Below are 19,950 nucleotides of genomic sequence, written 5' to 3' on the forward strand. Positions count from 1 at the left end.
TTGATTCGGCTTGTCTGAATCGATTAAAATGAAATTACGCGGCCTGCCGGAACGGCATAGCCCCGCTGCCGCATGAGCGCTATCCGATCACGTTCCGCCGGGAAAGCGGGCGCTCATTTAGTATGCTTTATTCTGGCGATTTTCCCAGCCTCCGTCGCGAAATGCGTGCCGAGCGAGGCCAGCGTGGTGTTGAGGCTGTCGATGACGAGGCCGGCCATGCGGGCCGAGGCAAGGTCGCCGTCGCGGTCGATGATGGCGAGCAGCACATGCTCATGGTCGGGCAATGATTCGATATAGGCCGCTTCGTCGCCGGTCTTGAGCAGCAACGACCATTGCAGGGTGGCGATGACCGCGCTCGACAGGCATTGCAATGCGGCGTTCTGGGCGGCGGAGAAGATCGCCTCGTGGAAGGCGAGATCGGCCCGGATCGTCGCTTCGGCATAGGGCGCGCCGTCGGCCATGCCGCGATAGGCGGCTTCGATCCGGGCAATGTCGGCGGAGGTCCGGCGCTGCGCGGCGAGGCGGGCGGCGCTCGGCTCGACGAAGCGGCGCAACTCGAAGAGATCGCGGATGAATTTCTCGTTGGGGTCGGCCTCGAACTGCCAGGACAGGACGTCCGGATCGAGCAGGTTCCAGCGCTCGCGCGGTGCCGCGCGGGTGCCGCTCTTCGGGCGGGCCTCGACCAGCCCCTTGGCGGTGAGGACCTTGACGGCTTCGCGATAGGCGGTGCGCGAGACCGATATCTCGGAGCGCAGGTCGTCTTCGTTCGGCAGGACCTCGCCCGCCCGGACGCGACCGGTGATGATCGCGACGGCAAGCTTCTGGGCGACCTGGCCGAAAAGCCGGTCCGGATTGAGCGTCGTCGGCCGCGAGAAGTCGCGTACCCGCATCGCTGGTGCCCCTCCCTCGGGCGCCTTCGGCCAGCCAAAATTTGCGGCATCCCGAAGGTTGTGGCGGCGCTTGACAGGGCCGCTTCTATCGTATGACTTTATCGCAGATTGGAACGGACACAATCGTCGGGATCAGGCGGTGTCCGCTTTCATCATTCGGTCACAAGAAACCGATTGTGGTCGCGGGCCGCTGCAAGGCGGGCGCGTGATCAGGGAACGGAAAACAGGGAAGGACGGCATGGCTTCAGTCCAGATTGCCGATGTGCGCAAGGCCTACGGGTCGACGCAGGTCATCCACGGCGTCGACATCGACATCGACGACGGCGAGTTCGTCATCCTGGTCGGCCCGTCCGGCTGCGGGAAGTCGACGCTGCTGCGGATGATCGCCGGGCTCGAGAACATCTCGGGCGGCGAGATCAAGATCGGCCCGCGCGTGGTGAACGACGTTCCGCCGAAGGAACGCGACATCGCCATGGTGTTCCAGAACTATGCGCTCTATCCGCATATGACGGTCGCCGACAACATGGCCTTCTCGATGAAGCTCCGGAAGGCGCCGAAGGCCGAGATCGACGACCGCGTCGGCAAGGCCGCGGGCATTCTTGGCCTCGACAAGCTGCTCGATCGCTATCCGCGCCAGCTCTCGGGCGGCCAGCGTCAGCGCGTCGCGATGGGCCGGGCGATCGTGCGCGATCCGCAAGTCTTCCTGTTCGACGAGCCGCTTTCCAATCTCGACGCCAAGCTGCGCGTGCAGATGCGCACCGAGATCAAGGAGCTGCACCAGCGCCTGAAGACCACCACGGTCTATGTCACGCACGACCAGATCGAGGCCATGACCATGGCCGACAAGATCGTCGTGATGCATGACGGCATCGTCGAGCAGATGGGCGCCCCGCTCGATCTCTATGACAATCCGGCCAACCTCTTCGTCGCCGCCTTCATCGGTTCGCCCTCGATGAACCTGCTCAAGGGCAAGATCGTCGGTAACGGCTTCGAGACCGAGGGCGGCACGGTCTGGCCGATCGGCAAGCATCCAGTGGGCTCAGACGGCCTTGCCGCGGTGCTGGGCATCCGCCCCGAGCATTTCCGTCTCGATCCGAACGGCCTGAAGGCTGAAGTCTCGGTCGTCGAGCCGATGGGCTCGGAGACGCAGGTGGTCGTCCACTGCGGCGGGCAGGACCTGACCTGCATCTTCCGCGAACGCATCTCGGCGAAGCCCGGCGAGACGATCGGCATCACGCCCGACACCAGCGTGACGCATCTGTTCGACGCCGCGACCGGCAAGCGCATCTAAGGGCACGCGCCGATCGGGTTGCGATGCGATCCGATCGAGCCATGCGTTCTTGATGCAGAGTATCCGAGGCGGCTTTCCGATCGGGTCGGTTCAATCTGATCGGACCCGGCTCCAAGAAATTCGCCGCCCGGAAGGCAGGGCGGCGGATGATCGCTGTCAACGCCCATCATCATGCAGGACGGGGGTCCCATGCAGGCCGCCGCCGCCCCAACGGAGGAGACGGTTTCCATGAGCATTTCAAGAAGAGACGTTCTGATCGGCGGCGCCGGGCTCGCGGCGGGCGCAACCCTGCCGCTTGGATCGGCCATGGCGCAGGCCGATGTCGAGAAGGGCGCGACGCTGCGTGTGCTGCGCCCGACCAAGTTCGTCGATCTCGACCAGCAGATCTTCGACGAGAACACCGCCGCCTTCACCAAGGCGACGGGCGTGCAGGTCAAGGTCGACTATGCCGGCTGGGAAGACCTGCGGCCGCAGACGGCGGTGACCGCCAATACCGGCGCCGGCCCCGATATCGTCGTCGGCTGGGCCGACGATCCGCATATCTTCTCGGACAAGCTGATCGACCTCACCGCGCTGGCCGATGACCTCGGCAAGAAGAACGGCGGCTGGTATCCGATTGCCGAGAAATACGGCAAGAAGGACAAGACCAACCAGTGGGTCTCGATCCCGATGGGCGCTTCCGGCGCGCCGGCGGTCTATCGCGAATCCCATGTCAAGGAAGCGGGCTTCGACGCCTTCCCGAAGGATCTCGACGGCTTCCTCAAGCTCTGCCGCAAGCTCAAGGAGCAGGGCCACCCCGCCGGTTTCGCGCTCGGCAACGCGGTCGGTGACGGCAACGCCTTCTGCAACTGGCTCGTCTGGACCCATGGCGGCCATATGGTCGACGAGAACAACAAGGTCACGATCAACTCCAAGGAGACGATCGAGGCGCTGAAATACGCCAAGGCGCTCTACGAGACCTTCATCCCCGGCACGCTCTCCTGGCTCGATATCAGCAACAACAAGGCGCTGTCGGCCGGTGAAGTCTCGGTCACCCAGAACGGCGTCTCGCTCTATTTCTCGATCAAGAATTCGAAGGACGAGAAGACCGCGGCGATCGGCAAGGACCTGAACCATGCGATGATGCCGGTCGGGCCGCTCGGGCGCCCCTCGGAGCCGGCGCTGATCATCAACGCCATGGCGTTCAAGCACACCAAGTTCCCGAAAGCCGCGCTGGCCTATCTGCGCTTCATGATGGAGCGCGAGAACTACGACAAGTGGCTGACCGGCAGCTCCGGCTACTGGGCGCAGCCGCTCAAGGGCTATGCCGACAGCAAGGTCTGGTCGAGCGATCCCAAGATCCTGATCTATCGCGACACCTGGGAACGCGCGCTCTGGAGCGGCTACAAGGGCTCGATCAACGAGGCCGCGGGCACCGTGAACGCCGAGTATGTGGTCGTGCAGATGGTCGCGTCCGTCTGCGCCGGCCAGGCGACGCCGGAAGAAGCGGCCAAGGAAGCCGAGCGGCGCGCCAAGCGCTACTACCGGACCTGATGCGCTTCGCGCGCTGATCCGGATACACGCGGCCGCCGGCTTGCCCGGCGGCCGACGCGAGATCGCATCGGATATCCCTGAAAGGCGGCTTCAAGCCTTTCGCCCCGGTGCCCCAGCAGACCCGAACGCGAGGGCGCCATGGCCGTAGCTGCCGCCGAATCGCGAACCGTCCACAGCCTGCAGCACAGCTGGCTGGTGCGTCTGTTCGACAACAAGCCATTCCTGATCTTCCTGTGTCTGCTCCCGGCGGCCGGCTTCCTGCTGGTCTTCCTCAGCTATCCGCTGGGCCTGGGCATCTGGCTCGCCTTCACCGATACGCGTATCGGCAGGCCCGGCATCTTCATCGGCTTCGAGAATTTCGTGTCGCTCTGGCAGGACCGGGTGTTCATCACCTCAGTCTGGAACACGTTGCTCTATACCGGCGTGGCGACCTTCGGGAAATTCGCGCTCGGCCTCTGGCTGGCGCTGCTGCTCAACAACCACCTGCCGTTCAAGTCGCTGCTCCGGGCAATCATCCTGATTCCCTGGATCGTGCCGACCGTGCTTTCGGCGATCGCTTTCTGGTGGATCTACGATCCGCAGTTCTCGATCATCTCCTATGTGCTGGTCGACGTGCTCGGCTGGCGCGACAGCTATATCGACTTCCTCGGCCAGCCCTGGCCGGCGCGTTTCTCGCTGATCGCCGCCAATATCTGGCGCGGCATTCCCTTCGTCGCCATCAGCCTGCTGGCCGGCCTGCAGACGATCTCGCCGGCGCTCTACGAGGCGGCGATGCTGGACGGTGCCAATTCCTGGCAGCGCTTCCGCCATGTCACGCTGCCGATGCTGATGCCGATCCTGGCGATCGTGCTGACCTTCTCGGTGCTGTTCACCTTCACCGATTTCCAGCTCGTCTACGCGATCACCCGCGGCGGACCGGTCAATGCCACGCATCTGATGGCGACGCTTGCCTTCCAGCGCGGCATCCCGGGCGGGCAACTCGGCGAGGGCGCGGCGATCGCGGTGGCGATGATCCCGTTCCTCGTGATGGCGACGCTTTTCAGCTATTACGGCCTGTCCCGCCGCAAGTGGCAGCAGGGGGAAGACAATGACTGACCAGACCCTCGCCACGCGCCCGCAGCTCACCGACAAGGAGCGCGAAGGCGTCATCGACTGGTCGTCCGGCCCGCGGCGCTTCCTCACGCTCTACCTGCCGCTGTCGGTCTTCCTGCTCGTGCTGCTGTTCCCGTTCTACTGGATGGCGATCACGGCGATCAAACCGAACGGCGAATTGCTCGACTACAAGAACAACAACCCGTTCTGGGTGAAGTCGCCGACGCTGGAGAACATCAACAAGCTGCTCTTCCAGACCGATTATCCGCAATGGTTGTGGACCACGATGATGGTCGCGGCGGTGGCGACGGCACTGTCGCTGTTCTCCAGCGTGCTCGCCGCCTATGCGATCCAGCGGCTGCGGTTCAAGGGCTCGCAATATGTCGGCCTGGCGATCTATCTCGCCTATCTCGTGCCGCCCTCGATCCTGTTCATCCCGCTGGCGACGCTGATCTTCCAGTTCGGCCTGTTCGACTCGCCGCTGGCGCTGATCCTGACCTATCCGACCTTCCTGATCCCGTTCTGCACCTGGCTCCTGATCGGCTATTTCAAGTCGATTCCCTACGAGCTCGAGGAATGCGCGATGATCGACGGGGCGACGCGCTTGCAGACGCTGTGGCGGATCACCTTGCCGCTCGCCATGCCCGGGCTGATCTCGGCCGGCATCTTCGCCTTCACCCTGTCCTGGAACGAGTTCATCTATGCGCTCGCCTTCATCCAGTCGGCGGAGAAGAAGACGGTTCCGGTCGCGGTCCTGACCCAGCTCGTCGAGGGCGACGTCTATCACTGGGGCTCGCTGATGGCCGGCGCGCTGCTCGGTTCGATCCCGGTCGCGATCCTCTACTCCTTCTTCGTCGACTACTACGTGGCGTCGATGACCGGTGCCGTGAAGGAGTAGCCGGCTTCGACGCCGGCTGTCTTGCGGGCATGGCGCAAGCTGTGCCCGCTTTCGTTCAAAGAGTGTCTGCCCCGATGTCCCATCAATCGATCTCCAGCATCGCCTTCGTCGGGCTCGGCGCCATGGGCGCGCCGATGGCCGAGAACCTCGTCAGCAAGCAGTTCCGTGTCACCGGCTTCGACATGCGCGAAGCCGCGCGCGAGGCGCTGGTCGCGGTCGGCGGGCATGCGGCTGCGAGCGCAAAGGAAGCGGCCGAGGGTGCCGAGGCACTGCTGCTGATGGTCGTCAATGCGGCGCAGGCTCGCGCCGTACTGTTCGAGGCGGGGGCGCTCGCCGCGCTGGCGCCGGGCGCGACCGTGATCCTGATGGCGACCTGCCCGCCCGGCGAGGCGGAGGCGATCGCCGCCGAGGTGACGAAGACCGGGCGGCATTTCATCGACGCGCCGGTCTCGGGCGGCGTGAACGGCGCGCGAAACGCGACGCTGACCATCATGGTCGGGGCGCCCTCCGAGAGCTTCGCGCGGGCGAAGCCGGTGCTCGACGCGCTCGGCGACAAGGTCTTCCATGTCGGCGAGAAGGCCGGGCAGGGCGCGACGGTGAAGACCGTCAACCAGTTGCTCTGCGGCGTGCATATCGCGGTCGCGGCCGAGGCCCTGTCGCTGGCCGAGAAGGCCGGGATCGACGGGCGGCTGCTGTTCGAGATCATGGGCGGCTCGGCCGCCTCGTCCTGGATGCTCCGGGATCGCGGGCCGCGCATGCACGAGCCCGATCCGGCGGTGGCGAGCGCCGTCGACATCTTCGTCAAGGATCTCGGCATCGTGCTCGATGCCGGGCGCGCCGCGAAGACGGCGCTGCCGCTGGCCGCGGCGGCGCACCAGATGTTCCTGTCGGCGTCGGGCCTCGGGCATGGCGGGCGCGACGATTCGCAGGTGGTGCGGGCCTATCGCGCGCTCAACGCCAAGCCCGCCAACGATGCCTGAAGAAGACTCAGCGCGGCGGCGGGCTGGTCGTGCCCCTGACGATGAGGGCCGGCGTCAGCAGGAGCCGCTGCGTGGGGGCATGGGGGTCGGCGATGCGGTTCAGCAGGAATTCGGCGGATTTGCGCCCCATTTCGTCCTGGAAATTGCGGACGGTGGTCAGGGCCGGGTACCATTGCGCGGCTTCCTGCACATCGTCGCAGCCGACGATCGAGAAATCGGCCCCGGCCTCCAGCCCGCGATGGCGCAGGCCGAGCATGGCGCCGAAGGCGGCGAGGTCGTTCATGCAGACGGCGGCGGTCGGCGGGTTCTCCGCATCGAGGACCTTTTGCATGCCCTTCAGCCCGTTCTCGCGGGTGCCGTAGTCGAAATGGACCAGCGCCGGGTCGAAGGGCAGGCCATGGCGCGCAAGCGCCTCGCGGTAGCCGGCATAGCGGTTGCGGCCGGTCGAGATGTTCTCGTTGGCGCAGAGAAAGGCGATGCGACGGTGGCCGAGCCCGATCAGATGCTCCATCGCCAGATTGGTGCCGTGGCGGTCGTCGGAGCCGACGAAGTCGAGGTCGAGTTCAGGGATTTCGCGCGAAAGCTGGACGATCGGGATGCCGGCATCGACGAGGGGGAGCAGGTTCTCGGCCGTGCTGGCGCCGGCCGGGCAGAGGACCATGCCGTCCGGCCGGTATTCGGCGAGCGTGCTCAGCACGCGCTGCTGCCGGTCCAGGTTCTCGGCATAGGTCCCGAGCAGGATCGAGCGGTCGTTGCGGGCCGCGGTTTCCTCGATCGCGGCCAGCAATTCGGCGAAATAGGGGTTGGTGATGTCGTGGAAGCCGACGCCGATGATGTTGGTGCGGTCGGTGCGCAGGGAGGCGGCGCTGCGATTGTAGCTGTAGCCCATCTCGCGGGCGATCTCGCGCACGCGGTTGCGCGTCGCTTCCGCCACGAGCTGCGAGCCACGCAAGGCCAGAGACACCGTCGCGGTCGAGACCGAGAGTCGCTCGGCGATGACCTGCAAGGTCACGCGGCCGCGGCCTGGCGGCGGGCTCTTGGGCTGGCGGAGCCCGGGCGGGTCGCTCGCAGTCATGACTCGTCCACACTGAGCGCAGGCCTCGCGGCCGGCTTCCGGTCCGGCCATGTCGCCGACGTCCGGGTCCATCTCAACCATATCAGCGGGAGAATTTGAAGATGAGCGCACGCAAAGAGTCCATCGGCTTCATCGGCGTCGGCTTCATGGGGCAGGGCATGGCCCGTAATCTTGTGGACAAGGGCTTTCCGCTGACCGTGATGGGACACCGCAACCGCAAGCCGGTCGAGGAGCTCGTCGCGGCCGGGGCGGTGGAAGCGAAGACAGCGAAGGAGCTCGCGGCGCGCTCCGACATCATCTTCCTGTGTGTGACCGGCTCGGCCCAGGTCGAGGCGGTGGTGAAGGGCGAGAGCGGCATCGTCGCCGGGGCGAAGCCGGGCACGGTGATCGTCGATTGCTCGACCTCGGACCCGACTGTGACGGTGAAGCTGACGGCCGAGCTCGAAGCGAAGGGACTTCATCTCGCCGATGCGCCGCTCGGCGGCACGCCGGCGCAGGCCGCGCTCGGCCAGCTCTCCGCGATGATCGGCGCCTCTCCCGAGGTCTTCGCCCGGATCAAGCCTGCCTGCGAGGCCTGGGCGCAGAAGATCGTGCATCTCGGCCCGGTCGGCGACGGCCACAAGATGAAGCTGATCAACAATTTCCTGTCGCTGGGCTACGCCGCGATCTATGCGGAGGCGCTCACCCTCGGCCAGAAGATCGGGATCACGCCGCAGACCTTCGACAGCGTCATTCGCGGCAGCCGCATGGATTGCGGCTTCTACCAGACCTTCATGCAATACGTGCTGGAGCGCGACCGCGACGCTCATAAGTTCACGCTGAGCAACGCGCTGAAGGACGTGCGCTATCTGGAGAGCGTCGCCAACGAGGCCGGCGTGGCCAACCCGATCGGCAATGCCGTGAAGAACAGCTTTGCCACCGCCGTCGCCAGCGGCAAGGGCGAGGATTACGTGCCGATGCTGTCGGACTGGATCGCGGGCCTGAACGGCACGTCGATCGCCGGCAAGGGCTGAAATCGCCTGTTCAGGGCTGCGCCAGCAGCCGCGAGAGGCCGTCCGAGAGCCCGGTGCTGGCGACGGGAGCAGGCAGGGCGAGGTCGCCTTCCCGCGGCTTCGGCTGCGGCTGGTCGAGTTCGGCCAGCAGCATCCGGATGCCGGCTTCCGCCGAACAGATCACGGGCACGTCGACAAGCGGCTGGACGCGCGGCGCAAGGCCTGCAAGCCCGGCGCCGCCGAGGATGACCGCGCCGGCGCCGTCGCGCTTGGCCACCCGGCGGCAGGCTTCGGCGAGCATCGCGATCGAGCCATCCGGGTCCCGCGCGATATCGGCGCCGGTGGGAGCCACGGTCTCGACGGCGGCGAGGCGGTTGCCCAGCCCGATCGAGCTGACGAATTCGTGCAGGATCGGCCCCCAGCGCTCGCCGCCGGTGACGATGGCGAAGCGCTCGGCCTGTTCCGCGGCATAGCGGCTGCTGGCCTCCGCCATGCCGATCACCGGGATGCGGGCCATTTCCTTGAGGGCGAGCAGGCCGGGATCGCCGAAGCAGGCGAGGTAGACGCCGTCGCAATCCCCGCCATGCTCGGCGAAGGCTTCGAGCGCGGCATGGGCGGCGATGACGCCGGCGCTGCGGCTGGCGATGTAATGGGCGCCGAAGCGACCGGTGACCGGCACGAGCTCGGCCTGCGCCGGCAGATGGGGCTGGACCACGCGCGCGACCAGCGCCGTCATCTCCGGCATGGTGTTGGGATTGAGCAGGAGAATGCGCAAGCGAGGCCTCACGATCCGTGAACCAGCCGGGACCCGCCGCCGATCTCGCGATCGGGCCATGGCGGTGCAGCGGCTGCCAGGAGTGAACGATGTCTCATCGGTCTGAAATCAACAGCAGATTTGCCGTTCGGCCCGCAAGCGGATGAATGGAGAAACAGTGCTTCCATTCCGGCAGGGTCGGGCGTCGTTGGCACTGCCCGGCGTTCTCGCATTCCGTCACGTTCACAGCAAGGGCACGATGATGTCGCGGGCCAGATCGCAGCGTCGCGTGCGGCCTGGACTGTCCTGCGTTCAGCGGGGTCGGCTCGGCGCCTGCCGCGTGATCGCGCAGGGCGTCTTGCTGAAGCGGATCGGCGGCTTCGTCGTGACCAGTCGCCCTTCCGTGGGATGCTCGACAGTCTCGAAGAAGCCCGTGGCCTTCAGATGCGGATCGTCCAGGAGGTCGTCGAGCGTGTTGATGGCCGAGCAGGGCACGTCGATCCGGTCGAGGATCGACAGCCATTCGGCGGAAGCGCGGTCCAGCAGGCATTCCGCCAGGCGCTCGTAGAGCGTATCGATCATCGCGGCGCGCGCCGCGCCGTCATTGAGCGCCGGTTCCGCCGCCCAGTCCTCGCGCCCTGCCGCCTGGAACAACGCACGCCAATGCGCTGCCGTATAAGGCATCACCGCGATAAAGCCGTCGGCGGTCCGGTAGGGCCGGCGATGCCGCGACAGGACGCGGGAATAGCCGCCCTCGCCGAGCGCCGGCTCGAAGCTGCGGCCGCCGAGATGCTCGACGGCGAGGAAGGAGACCATCGCCTCGAACATCGGGACCTCGATGGCCTGGCCTTCTCCCGAGACCGCGCGGTGATAGAGCGCCGCATTGATCGCGCCGACGGCGAAGAGGGCGGTCGTCTTGTCGGCGACGATCGTGGGTGCGTAGGCTGGCGCATCGCCTGAGCGCTGTGCCAGCGCGGCCCAGCCCGAGGCGGCCTGGATGACGTCGTCATAGGCCGGGCGATCGCGATAGGGCCCGTCCTGCCCGAAGCCGACGATGGCGCAGTAGATCAGGCGCGGATGGCGGGCGAGCAGCGTCTCCGGATCGAGCCCGTTCCGGCGGGCCGCTTCCATCCGCATGTTGTGGATGAAGATGTCGGCATCCGCGATCAGCTCCCGCAGGCGGGCGAGGTCCTCGGCCGATTTCATGTCGAGCGCGATGCTGCGCTTGTTGCGGTTGCAGTTGAGGAAGGCGGCACCCATGCCCGGCGAGCGGGCCGGGCCGGGCGCGCGCATGATGTCGCCGCCCGGCGGCTCGACCTTCAGGATATCGGCACCCATGTCGCCCAGCGTCTGCGTCGCATAGGGGCCGGCGATGACCGTGGTCAGGTCGACGATCTTGATCCCGTTCAGTGGGCCCGGCATGGCGGTTGCGAATCTCCGTTGGGGCCTGAGTGAACCCGCCATCGATCAGTGGCGCAACGCCGATCTGGCTGGATAACCCCACGATGCGCGGCCGGCGACGGATGTCCGCCGGAGGCGCAATCAACCGCCCTTGCGCTGTCGACAGTTTGGATGTTGCGTGCATATCATGTGGGTGCTCGGAGCCCGGCGCTCCCTGGCAGGCATGTTCGGAGGCGGGAATGACGATGCTGCATTTCAAGAACTTCGCTTTGCTCGAACCCGGTTTCGGTGAATTGCGCCGGGGCTATGAGCTCGTCGTCGAGGGCGACACGATCCGCGAACTCTCCGACAAGCCGCTGAAGCCCGCCAAGGCCGACGTGATCGATTGCGGCGGCCGCACGCTGATGCCCGGGCTGATCGACAGCCATGTCCATGTCTTCCTGTCGGAGGTCTATATCCGGACGATGGAGAGCATGCCGCTGACGCTGATGACGGCACGTGCCGTCCGTTTGATGAAGGGCATGCTCGATCGCGGTTTCACCAGCGTGCGCGACACCGGCGGCGCCGATTGGGGCATCAAGGAGGCGGTCGAGAAGGGCGATGTCGCGGGACCCCGCCTGTTCATCGCCGGCGCCGCGATCGGCCCGACCGGCGGCCATAGCGACCCGCGCCGGCGCACCGATTTCGGCGCGCGCTGCCATTGCTGCAACGCCATGGCCTATACGATGAACGTCTCCGACGGCGCCTCCTCGGTGCGGAAATCGGTACGCGAGCAGATGCGGCTCGGCGCCGACCATATCAAGATCATGATGTCCGGCGGCGTCGCCAGCCCCTACGACCCGCTGGATTCGATGCAGTTCAGCGTCGACGAGGTGAAGGCCGCCGTCGAGGAGGCGAAGGCCTTCGGCCGCTATGTCTGCGCCCATGCCTATACGCCGGAGGCGATCACGCGGGCCGCGCAATGCGGCGTGCGCGCGATCGAGCACGGCAACCTGATCGACGACGCCTCCGCCAAATTGATGGCCGAGAACAACATGTTCCTCACCGCCAATCTCGTCGCCTATTACGCGATGAAGGAGCGGGCGGCCGAGTTCGGCATGACCGGCGACATGCTGGCCAAGAACGACCTCGTCATCGATGGCGGCCTGCGGTCGCTGGAAATCTGCAAGCGCGCCGGCGTGCCGGTTGCCTTCGGCTCGGACCTGCTCGGCCAGTTGCAGAGCGAGCAGTCGCGCGAATTCCTGCTGCGCCGCGAGGTGCTCTCGCCGCTGGAGATCATCCGTTCGGCGACGACGGTCGGTGCCCAGATCCTGCGCATGGAGGGCAAGCTTGGCACGGTTCAGACCGGCGCCTTCGCCGACCTGATCCTTGTCGATGGCGACCCGCTGAAGGACCTGGCGCTGTTCCAGGAGCAGGGCAAGCACTTGGCGGCGATCATGAAGGGCGGCGCCTTCCACAAGAACACGCTGCACTGAAGCGCTGCCCAGTCGCCGGTCAGCGCATGACGGAAATGCAGGCTTCACTGTTTGTAAGTGGCGTCGCAAACTGCCGCTCAAACGAGGGAACGGTCTTGGCCTCCAGAGCGGACAGCATGCGGCAGGGAACGGCCTGCCATAGGGGAATGGCCGGTTGAGCGCCGGTTCGCAGCGATTCGGGCGCTATGCGCTGAACGGTGCGGCCGCGCTGTCGCTCGGCTTTATCCTGCTCCCGTTGATCTTCGTGACCTGGCTCGCCTTCTTCCGGCAGGAAATCCCCTCCTTTCCGCCGGAGGGCTATTCGCTGAAATGGTTCGCCGGGGCGGCGAACAACAAGTCCTTCATCGACGGCTTCACGCTGAGCGTTCAGGTTGCCGTCGCCTCGACGTTGATCGGCCTTCTTCTCGGCGTGCCGGCAAGCCTCGCCTTGGTGCGCCATCGCATCCCGCTTGGGGGCGGCATCAGCACGCTCCTGCTGCTGCCCCTGGTGATGCCGGGCATCGTGCTGGGCACCGCGACCTATGTCTTCCAGATCGAGATCGAGATCGCCACGGAATGGCCGGTATTGGGCTCGCTCGGCGGCCTGGTTGCGGCCCATACCCTCGTCGTCATTCCCTGGGTGGTGCGGCTGGTGACGGCGAGCCTCGCCGGTTTCGACCGCTCGATCGAGGAAGCCGCGCAGAATCTGGGCGCCGGCCCGGTCACGACCTTCTGGCGGGTGACGCTGCCGAGCATCCGGCCCGGTATCGTCGCGGCTTCGCTGTTCGCCTTCGTGACCTCGTTCGGCAATCTCGAGATGAGCCTCTTCCTGGTCGGGCCGGGCCGGACGACGCTGCCGATCGCGATCCTCCAATATCTCGAATGGAAGATCGATCCGACGGTGGCGGCGGCTTCGCTCATCCAGATCGTCCTGATCGCCGTCGCGATGATCGTGACCGATCGCTATGTCAAACTGAGCCGGGTGGTGTGAACGGATGGCAAGATCCTAACGATGGCACAGCTCTCGATCTCGCATCTGAAGAAGACTTACGGCGGGCTCACGGTCGTCGACGATGTCGATCTCTCCGTCGCCGATGGCGAGTTCCTGGTGCTGCTCGGCCCCTCCGGCTGCGGCAAGACGACGACGCTGCGCATGATCGCCGGCTTCGTGCCGCCGAGCGCGGGCGCGATCACGATCGGCGAGCAGGACGTGACCAACCTGCCGCCCTGGAAGCGCCATTGCGGGCTCGTCTTCCAGAGCTATGCGCTGTTTCCGCACATGACCGTCGCGCAGAACGTCGCTTTCGGGCTGGAGATGCACAAGGTGCCGCAGGCCGAGCGCGGTCCGCGCGTCGCCGAGGCGCTCCGGCTGGTCAGGCTCGGCGGCTTCGACGAACGCTATCCGCGCCAGCTCTCCGGCGGCCAGCAGCAGCGCGTCGCGCTTGCCCGCGCGCTGGCGATGGAGCCGCAGGTGCTGCTGCTCGACGAGCCTCTCTCCAATCTCGACGCCAAGCTCCGCCTAGAGGTCCGGATCGAGATCCGCGAGTTGCAGCAGAAGCTCGGTCTCACCACGGTCATGGTCACCCATGACCAGGAGGAGGCGCTGACCATGGCCGACCGCCTCGTGGTCATGGAAAAGGGGCAGGTGCGCCAGATCGGCACCCAGCGCGAGCTCTACGAGAAGCCGGCCGATCGCTTCGTCGCGGGCTTCATCGGGCGCAGCGCCTTCATCGACGGCGAGGTCGCTGCGCAAGGCCGCTTCCGCACCGGCGGCGGGCTCGACATCGCCTGCAGCGCCGCATCGGTGCCCGGTCCGGCGACGCTCGCGCTCAGGCCCGAGCGGATCGCGGTCGGGCCTGAGGCGGAGGGGCTGCCCAACCGCTTTCCGGCACGGATCGAGCATGCCTCCTATCTCGGCGCGCTGCTCGACGTCCAGGTCGCGCTCAACGAGCAGGACCGCATGCTGCTGCAGATCCCGAACAAGGTCGGGTTGGCCGAGCCGCATGTCGGCGAGAGCATCACGATAGGCTGGGCCGAAAACGCCGGGCTCGTCTATCCGCAAGGGGCGTGAAAGCCCATTCGGCGTCCAAAAACGAGGGGAATACCATGGCTTCATTCGACAGGCGGGACCTTCTGAAAGGTGCAGGCGCGGCTGCGCTGGCGACAGCGACCGGCATGCCGGCCTTCGCCCAATCCGGCGGCCGCGTCGTCGTCGGCACCTGGGGCGGCGACTACGCGAGGCTTTTGACCAAGAACGTCGAAGACCCGATCCTCAAGCCCAAGGGTATCGAGGTGGTGCAGGATCAGGCCGGCGATGCGCCGCGCCGGGCCAAGATGGTCGCCGAGAAACGCCTGCCGCGTGGCACCGTCGACATCCAGGGTCTCTCGGCCGCCAACATGTTCGAGATGAACGAAGCGGGCGTGCTCGAGCAGATCGACTATTCCAAGCTACCCAATGCCAAGAACCTGCTGCCGACGATGAAATATCCCTACGGGATGGGGCACATCTATTCGGGCAACGTCGTGATCTACAATCCCAAGATCATCTCGCCGACGCCGAAGGGCTTCAAGGATTGGCTCGATCCGAAATGGGGTTCGAAGATCGGCTTTATCGACATCCAGTACCAGTCGATCTTCATCGCGGCATCGATGGCCGCGACCGACGGCAAGGACATGAACGACATCGAGAAGGCCAAGGAGGTCCTGCTCGCGGTCAAGAAGGCCGGCGCGCGCGTCTATCCGACCAACGAGGCCTTCGCCCAGGCGATGAAGAACGAGGAAGTCGGCATCAGCGCGATCTGGAAGGCGCGCGTCGTGCAGTGGCAGAACGCCGGCATTCCGTGCGAGGCGGTCTCGCCTATTGAGGGCATCCCGACCTATGTCTCCGGCTTCGTGATCCAGAAGAACGCGCCGAACAAGGAGAACGCCTACGCCTATATGGACGCCATGCTGGCCAAGGCGCCGCAGGAGGCCTTTGCGGTCGACATGGGCTATAACGGCACCGTCACCGGCCTCAATGTCGATCCGGCGCTGCACAAGCGCATCGGCTTCACGCCCGAGGAAGAGAAGACCCTCAAGGATCTCGACTACGCCTTCCTCGCCAAGAACGATTCGGCGATGAAGGAATGGTGGGACAAGGTCTTCAAGGGCTGACATGGCGCGTCCGTTCGACCATCGCGGCCGCCTGACGCGGCTTTCTGCGCTTCCGGCTCGCGCTGGCGAACGGTCAAACCATGCCGTCGACATAAGCTTGGGGAGCGGTTCATGAGCGCCGCTCCCGAAGCCGTCGCCGGCGCTCGCACCAGGCTCGCCGGCCTGCTCGTCGTGCCGGCGACGCTCTTCGTCGCGCTCATGCTGATCGGGCCGCTGGCGATCCTGTTCCGCTACTCGCTCAACAAGTTCGTGCCCGGCCAGTTCATGGTCGACGCGCTGGTGATCGAGAACTACGTCAAGTTCTTCACCGACGCCTATTATCTCAACGTGCTCGTCCGCACCGTGCGCGTCGCGGTCATCTGTACGCTGATCTGCCTCGTCATGGGCTTCCCGCTGGCCTATGTGCTGGCGCGGACGCAGAGCCGCTTCAAGAACCTCATGGTCATCGCGGTGGTGCTGCCGCTCTTCGTCGGCAATGCTGTTCGCGCCGCCGGGTGGATGACCATCTTCGGCAGCAAGGGGGCGTTCAACGCCTCGCTGATGGGGCTCGGGCTGATCGATCAGCCGCTCGAGATCATGTATACCGAGAATGCCGTGCTGATCGGTATCATCGCGGTCAATCTGCCCTTCATGGTGCTGACGCTGCAGAGCGTGATCGAGGGCATTCCACGCAATGTCGAGGAAGCTGCCTTCAGCCTCGGCGCCGGGCCTGCCGCGATGTTCCGTCGTGTGCTCTGGCCGCTGGCGCTGCCCGGCATCCTCGCCGGCACGATCCTGACCTTCATCCTGGCGATGAACGCCTATGCCACGCCGGTGCTGCTTGGCGGGCCGAAATTCCAGATGATGGGGCCGCTGGTCTATGGCCAGTTCGCGCAGCAGAACAACTGGCCCTTCGGCGGTGCGATCTCCTTCATCCTGATGACGGCGACGATCCTGCTCACCATGATCGCGCATCTCACCGTGCAGCGGCGCTATCGCTAGAGCCGCTTTCTAGCCGATCCGCACTAGCCGTCATTGCGAGGAGCGAAGCGACGAAGCAATCCAGGGGCGGCAGAGCACCACGTCCCCCTGGATTGCTTCGCTTCGCTCGCAATGACGGTTCATGCCAATCGAAAACCGTTCCGAGCTCCGGATCGATTTGCCCCCGGCCTAATGGTCGGAGGCTGTTCCTCACGTCCTTACTCAGCAGCCTGCAGGACCGGCTGCTCGATATCGTGCCTTGCGAGCGGGCGGTTGCCTGCGAGCTTCCGCATTAGCACGTAGAAGACCGGCGTCAGAAAGATGCCGAAGGCGGTGACGCCGATCATGCCGGCAAAGACCGCGATGCCCATCGCCTGCCGCATCTCGGCGCCGGCCCCGGTCGAGATCACCAGCGGCACCACGCCCATGACGAAGGCGAGCGAGGTCATCAGGATCGGACGCAGGCGCAGGCGGCTGGCCTCGATCGCGGCCTCGACCGGCGTCCTGCCTTCGAATTCGAGCTCTCGCGCGAATTCGACGATCAGGATGGCGTTCTTGGCCGATAGTCCGACCAGCACGACGAGGCCGATCTGGGTGAAGACGTTGTTGTCTCCGCCCGAGAGCCAGACGCCGGTCAGCGCTGCCAGCAGGCCCATCGGGATGATCAGCAGGATCGCGATCGGCAGGGTCATGCTCTCGTACTGGGCGGCCAGCACCAGCAGGACGAGCAGGATCGCCACGGGGAAGACGATCACCGCCGAATTGCCCGCCAGGATCTCCTGATAGGTCAGCTCGGTCCATTCGAAGGCGAAGCCCTTGGGCAGGGTCTCCTTCGCGATGCGCTCCACCGCCTCCTGCGCCTGCCCGGACGAGAAGCCCGGAGCCGCGCCGGCATTGATGTCGGCCGAGAGGAAGCCGTTATAGCGCATGGCGCGTTCCGGCCCGGAATCGGTGCGTACATTGAGCACCGCGCTGAGCGGGATCATCTCTCCCGTCGTCGAGCGCACCTTGAGCTGGCCGATATGCTCGGGCTGGGCGCGGAAGGGCGCATCGGCCTGGACGCGCACGGTGTAGGTGCGGCCGAAGCGGTTGAAGTCGTTGACATAGGTCGAGCCGAGATAAGTCTGCAGCGTGTCGAAGACTTCCGTCACGGGCACGCCGAGCTGGCGGGCCTTGGTGCGGTCGATATCGGCATAGAGCTGCGGGACGTTGACCTGGAAGCTCGAGAACAGGCCGGCGATCTCGGGCGCGGTCGCCGCCTTGGCCATGAAGGCCTTGGTCGCCTCGTCGAGCGCCGCATAGCCGAGGCCGGCGCGGTCCTCGATCTGCAGCTTGAAGCCGCCGATGGTGCCGAGGCCCTGCACGGGCGGCGGCGGGAACATCGCGATGAAGGCCTCCTTGATACCTGAGAATTCCTTGTTGAGCTGCATCGCGATGGCGTTGCCGCTGAGCGCCGGGTCCTTGCGCTGGTCGAAGGGCTTCAGGGCGACGAAGACGATGCCGGAGTTGGAGGAGTTGGTGAACCCGTTGATCGAGAGACCGGGGAAGGAGATCGCGTTCTCGACGCCCGGGTGCTTCAGCGCAATCTCGTCCATGCGGCGGATGACGTCCTCCGTCCGGTCGAGGGTGGCGGCATCAGGCAGCTGAGCGAAGCCGACGAGATACTGCTTGTCCTGGCCCGGCACGAAGCCCGACGGCACCGCCTTGAACAGCACGCCGGTGAGGCCGAGCAGCACGACATAGACCGCGAGCATCACCGCGCGATGCGAGATCACCCGGCGCACGCCGCCGCCATAGGCTTCCGACGAGCGATGGAAGAAGCGGTTGAAGGCGCGGAAGAACCAGCCGAACAGCTTGTCCATGGCCCGCGTCAGCGCATCCTTGGGCGCGTGGTGGCCCTTCAGCAGGAGCGCGGCGAGAGCCGGCGACAGGGTCAGCGAGTTGATCGCCGAGATCACCGTCGAGATCGCGATGGTCAGCGCGAACTGACGGTAGAACTGGCCGGTCAGGCCGGAGATGAAGGCGAGCGGCACAAAGACCGCGACCAGCACCAGCGCGATCGCGATGATCGGGCCGGAGACCTCGCGCATCGCCTTGTAGGTCGCCTCGCGCGGGGCGAGCCCGTTCTCGATATTACGCTCGACATTCTCGACCACGACGATGGCGTCGTCGACGACGATGCCGATGGCGAGCACCAGCCCGAACAGGCTGAGCGCATTGATCGAGAAGCCGAGGAGATACATCACCGCGAAGGTGCCGACGACCGAGATCGGTACGGCGACGAGCGGGATGATCGAAGCGCGCCAGGTCTGCAGGAAGACGATGACGACGAGCACGACGAGCGCGACTGCCTCCAACAGCGTCGAGATCACCGCCTTGATCGAAGCGCGGACGAACTGGGTGGTGTCGTAGACGATCGAGTAGTCCACGCCTTCCGGCATGTTCTGCTTGATCTCGCGCATCGTCTCCTGGACGCGGTCGGCGATCGCGATGGCGTTCGAGCCCGGCGCCTGGAAGACCGGCACGGCGACGGCCGACTTGCCGTTGAGCAGCGAGCGCAGTGCATAGTCGGCAGCGCCGAGCTCGATGCGGGAGATGTCCTTCAGTCGGACGACAGCGCCGTCGGTTGCGGTCTTGACGATGATCTCGCCGAACTGCTCTTCGTTCTGGAGGCGGCCCTGGGCATTCACCGAAAGCTGGAGGTCGAGGCCCGGCGCATTCGGCGAGGCGCCGATGACGCCGGCCGCAGCCTGGACGTTCTGGGCGCGGATCTCGCGCACGACGTCGCCGGGAGAGAGCCCGTGCTCGGCGACCTTCTGCGGGTCAAGCCAGACGCGCATCGAGTAGTCGCCCGAGCCGAAGAGCTGGACCTGGCCGACGCCGTCGATGCGGGCGAGCCGATCCTTGACGTTCAGCACCGCGTAGTTCCGCAGATAGGTCATGTCATAGCGGCCGTTCGGCGAGGTGATGTGCACCACCATCGTCAGGTCGGGCGAGCTCTTGACCGTGGTGACACCGAGCCGGCGCACCTCCTCGGGCAGGCGCGGCTCGGCCTGGCTGACGCGATTCTGGACGAGCTGCTGGGCCTTGTCCGGGTCGGTGCCGAGGCGGAAGGTGACGTTCAGCGTCATCACGCCGTCGGTCGTCGCCTGGCTCGACATGTAGAGCATGCCCTCGACGCCGTTGATCTGCTCTTCGATCGGCGTCGCCACCGTCTCGGCGATCACGCGCGGGCTGGCGCCGGGATATTGCGCCCGCACGACGACGGTCGGCGGGACGACTTCCGGGTATTCAGAGATCGGCAGGGCCCTGATCGAGAGCAACCCTGCCAGGAAGATCAGGATGGAGAGGACCGCCGCGAAGATCGGCCGGTCGATGAAGAATTTCGAGAGGTTCATGAGGCGCCCCCTTTCGAGCGGCTTATTGGACCTGCGGCCACGGACCCGCCCTTGCGGCATCCGTGGCGGGTCATGTCGG

Annotated in this window: 16 protein-coding genes; 11 read left to right on the forward strand and 5 right to left on the reverse strand. The window is 65.8% G+C overall.

What is annotated here, in order from left to right; translation table 11 throughout:
• Nucleotides 1-113: 113 nt before the first annotated feature.
• Nucleotides 114-890 (reverse strand): FadR/GntR family transcriptional regulator, encoded by a 777-nt coding sequence (locus AC1RLU_RS01080; protein WP_061970616.1) that lies wholly within the window; start codon nucleotides 888-890, stop codon nucleotides 114-116.
• 238 nt (nucleotides 891-1,128) lie between these two features.
• On the opposite strand from AC1RLU_RS01080, the gene AC1RLU_RS01085 reads away from it, so the two are divergent.
• From AC1RLU_RS01085 to AC1RLU_RS01105, 5 genes are all read left to right on the forward strand, one after another.
• Nucleotides 1,129-2,181, forward strand: coding sequence for an ABC transporter ATP-binding protein (locus AC1RLU_RS01085; RefSeq protein WP_061970618.1), 1,053 nt, complete (start codon nucleotides 1,129-1,131; stop codon nucleotides 2,179-2,181).
• A 228-nt stretch (nucleotides 2,182-2,409) separates the two neighbouring features.
• A complete protein-coding gene (locus AC1RLU_RS01090; protein WP_492793520.1) occupies nucleotides 2,410-3,714 on the forward strand; it encodes an ABC transporter substrate-binding protein in 1,305 nt (434 codons plus the stop codon).
• Between the two features lie 138 nt (nucleotides 3,715-3,852).
• Complete coding sequence (locus AC1RLU_RS01095) at nucleotides 3,853-4,809, forward strand: carbohydrate ABC transporter permease (protein ID WP_061970622.1); 957 nt, start codon at nucleotides 3,853-3,855, stop codon at nucleotides 4,807-4,809.
• Entirely contained in the window at nucleotides 4,802-5,704 is a 903-nt protein-coding gene (locus AC1RLU_RS01100) for a carbohydrate ABC transporter permease (protein WP_492793521.1), read from the forward strand. The genes AC1RLU_RS01095 and AC1RLU_RS01100 overlap by 8 nt, the downstream gene beginning before the upstream one ends.
• Nucleotides 5,705-5,778: 74 nt before the next feature.
• Nucleotides 5,779-6,684: an NAD(P)-dependent oxidoreductase gene (locus tag AC1RLU_RS01105; protein ID WP_492793522.1), complete on the forward strand. Its 906-nt coding sequence runs from the start codon at nucleotides 5,779-5,781 to the stop codon at nucleotides 6,682-6,684.
• 7 nt (nucleotides 6,685-6,691) lie between these two features.
• Here AC1RLU_RS01105 and AC1RLU_RS01110 read toward each other — a convergent pair whose 3' ends face one another.
• Complete coding sequence (locus tag AC1RLU_RS01110) at nucleotides 6,692-7,759, reverse strand: LacI family DNA-binding transcriptional regulator (RefSeq protein ID WP_061970742.1); 1,068 nt, start codon at nucleotides 7,757-7,759, stop codon at nucleotides 6,692-6,694.
• Nucleotides 7,760-7,860: 101 nt separating this feature from the next.
• Between AC1RLU_RS01110 and AC1RLU_RS01115 the strand changes: the two genes are divergently transcribed.
• Complete coding sequence (locus AC1RLU_RS01115; protein ID WP_492793523.1) at nucleotides 7,861-8,772, forward strand: NAD(P)-dependent oxidoreductase; 912 nt, start codon at nucleotides 7,861-7,863, stop codon at nucleotides 8,770-8,772.
• Nucleotides 8,773-8,782: 10 nt separating this feature from the next.
• On the opposite strand, the gene AC1RLU_RS01120 is transcribed toward AC1RLU_RS01115, so the two are convergent.
• Both AC1RLU_RS01120 and AC1RLU_RS01125 read right to left on the reverse strand, forming a co-directional pair.
• Complete coding sequence (locus AC1RLU_RS01120; protein ID WP_492793524.1) at nucleotides 8,783-9,526, reverse strand: aspartate/glutamate racemase family protein; 744 nt, start codon at nucleotides 9,524-9,526, stop codon at nucleotides 8,783-8,785.
• A 291-nt stretch (nucleotides 9,527-9,817) separates the two neighbouring features.
• Complete coding sequence (locus tag AC1RLU_RS01125; protein ID WP_492793525.1) at nucleotides 9,818-10,927, reverse strand: CaiB/BaiF CoA transferase family protein; 1,110 nt, start codon at nucleotides 10,925-10,927, stop codon at nucleotides 9,818-9,820.
• Between the two features lie 218 nt (nucleotides 10,928-11,145).
• Between AC1RLU_RS01125 and AC1RLU_RS01130 the strand changes: the two genes are divergently transcribed.
• The 5 genes from AC1RLU_RS01130 (at nucleotide 11,146) to AC1RLU_RS01150 (ending at nucleotide 16,494) form a co-directional block, all read left to right on the forward strand.
• The gene (locus AC1RLU_RS01130) at nucleotides 11,146-12,381 is read left to right on the forward strand and encodes a metal-dependent hydrolase family protein (protein ID WP_492793526.1); all 1,236 of its coding nucleotides are present in this window, start codon (nucleotides 11,146-11,148) and stop codon (nucleotides 12,379-12,381) included.
• Nucleotides 12,382-12,535: 154 nt separating this feature from the next.
• A complete protein-coding gene (locus AC1RLU_RS01135) occupies nucleotides 12,536-13,351 on the forward strand; it encodes an ABC transporter permease (protein WP_492793527.1) in 816 nt (271 codons plus the stop codon).
• A 21-nt stretch (nucleotides 13,352-13,372) separates the two neighbouring features.
• Entirely contained in the window at nucleotides 13,373-14,431 is a 1,059-nt protein-coding gene (locus tag AC1RLU_RS01140; protein ID WP_492793528.1) for an ABC transporter ATP-binding protein, read from the forward strand.
• A 35-nt stretch (nucleotides 14,432-14,466) separates the two neighbouring features.
• Complete coding sequence (locus AC1RLU_RS01145) at nucleotides 14,467-15,513, forward strand: ABC transporter substrate-binding protein (protein WP_492793529.1); 1,047 nt, start codon at nucleotides 14,467-14,469, stop codon at nucleotides 15,511-15,513.
• Between the two features lie 111 nt (nucleotides 15,514-15,624).
• Entirely contained in the window at nucleotides 15,625-16,494 is an 870-nt protein-coding gene (locus tag AC1RLU_RS01150; RefSeq protein ID WP_492793530.1) for an ABC transporter permease, read from the forward strand.
• A gap of 197 nt (nucleotides 16,495-16,691) precedes the next feature.
• Here AC1RLU_RS01150 and AC1RLU_RS01155 read toward each other — a convergent pair whose 3' ends face one another.
• Nucleotides 16,692-19,871 (reverse strand): efflux RND transporter permease subunit, encoded by a 3,180-nt coding sequence (locus AC1RLU_RS01155; protein ID WP_492793531.1) that lies wholly within the window; start codon nucleotides 19,869-19,871, stop codon nucleotides 16,692-16,694.
• Between the last annotated feature and the right edge of the window lie 79 nt (nucleotides 19,872-19,950).

The sequence above is a fragment of the Allobosea sp. GW822-FHT05A11 genome, assembly GCF_058800455.1.

Excerpts from the sequence above, each read along its gene's own strand:
- AC1RLU_RS01125 (WP_492793525.1), bottom strand. The coding sequence starts at position 10,927 with ATGCCGGGCCCACTGAACGGGATCAAGATCGTCGACCTGACCACGGTC.
- AC1RLU_RS01085 (WP_061970618.1), top strand. The coding sequence starts at position 1,129 with ATGGCTTCAGTCCAGATTGCCGATGTGCGCAAGGCCTACGGGTCGACG.
- AC1RLU_RS01130 (WP_492793526.1), top strand. The coding sequence starts at position 11,146 with ATGACGATGCTGCATTTCAAGAACTTCGCTTTGCTCGAACCCGGTTTC.
- AC1RLU_RS01095 (WP_061970622.1), top strand. The coding sequence starts at position 3,853 with ATGGCCGTAGCTGCCGCCGAATCGCGAACCGTCCACAGCCTGCAGCAC.
- AC1RLU_RS01090 (WP_492793520.1), top strand. The coding sequence starts at position 2,410 with ATGAGCATTTCAAGAAGAGACGTTCTGATCGGCGGCGCCGGGCTCGCG.
- AC1RLU_RS01100 (WP_492793521.1), top strand. The coding sequence starts at position 4,802 with ATGACTGACCAGACCCTCGCCACGCGCCCGCAGCTCACCGACAAGGAG.
- AC1RLU_RS01140 (WP_492793528.1), top strand. The coding sequence starts at position 13,373 with ATGGCACAGCTCTCGATCTCGCATCTGAAGAAGACTTACGGCGGGCTC.
- AC1RLU_RS01155 (WP_492793531.1), bottom strand. The coding sequence starts at position 19,871 with ATGAACCTCTCGAAATTCTTCATCGACCGGCCGATCTTCGCGGCGGTC.
- AC1RLU_RS01115 (WP_492793523.1), top strand. The coding sequence starts at position 7,861 with ATGAGCGCACGCAAAGAGTCCATCGGCTTCATCGGCGTCGGCTTCATG.
- AC1RLU_RS01145 (WP_492793529.1), top strand. The coding sequence starts at position 14,467 with ATGGCTTCATTCGACAGGCGGGACCTTCTGAAAGGTGCAGGCGCGGCT.
- AC1RLU_RS01105 (WP_492793522.1), top strand. The coding sequence starts at position 5,779 with ATGTCCCATCAATCGATCTCCAGCATCGCCTTCGTCGGGCTCGGCGCC.
- AC1RLU_RS01080 (WP_061970616.1), bottom strand. The coding sequence starts at position 890 with ATGCGGGTACGCGACTTCTCGCGGCCGACGACGCTCAATCCGGACCGG.
- AC1RLU_RS01150 (WP_492793530.1), top strand. The coding sequence starts at position 15,625 with ATGAGCGCCGCTCCCGAAGCCGTCGCCGGCGCTCGCACCAGGCTCGCC.
- AC1RLU_RS01110 (WP_061970742.1), bottom strand. The coding sequence starts at position 7,759 with ATGACTGCGAGCGACCCGCCCGGGCTCCGCCAGCCCAAGAGCCCGCCG.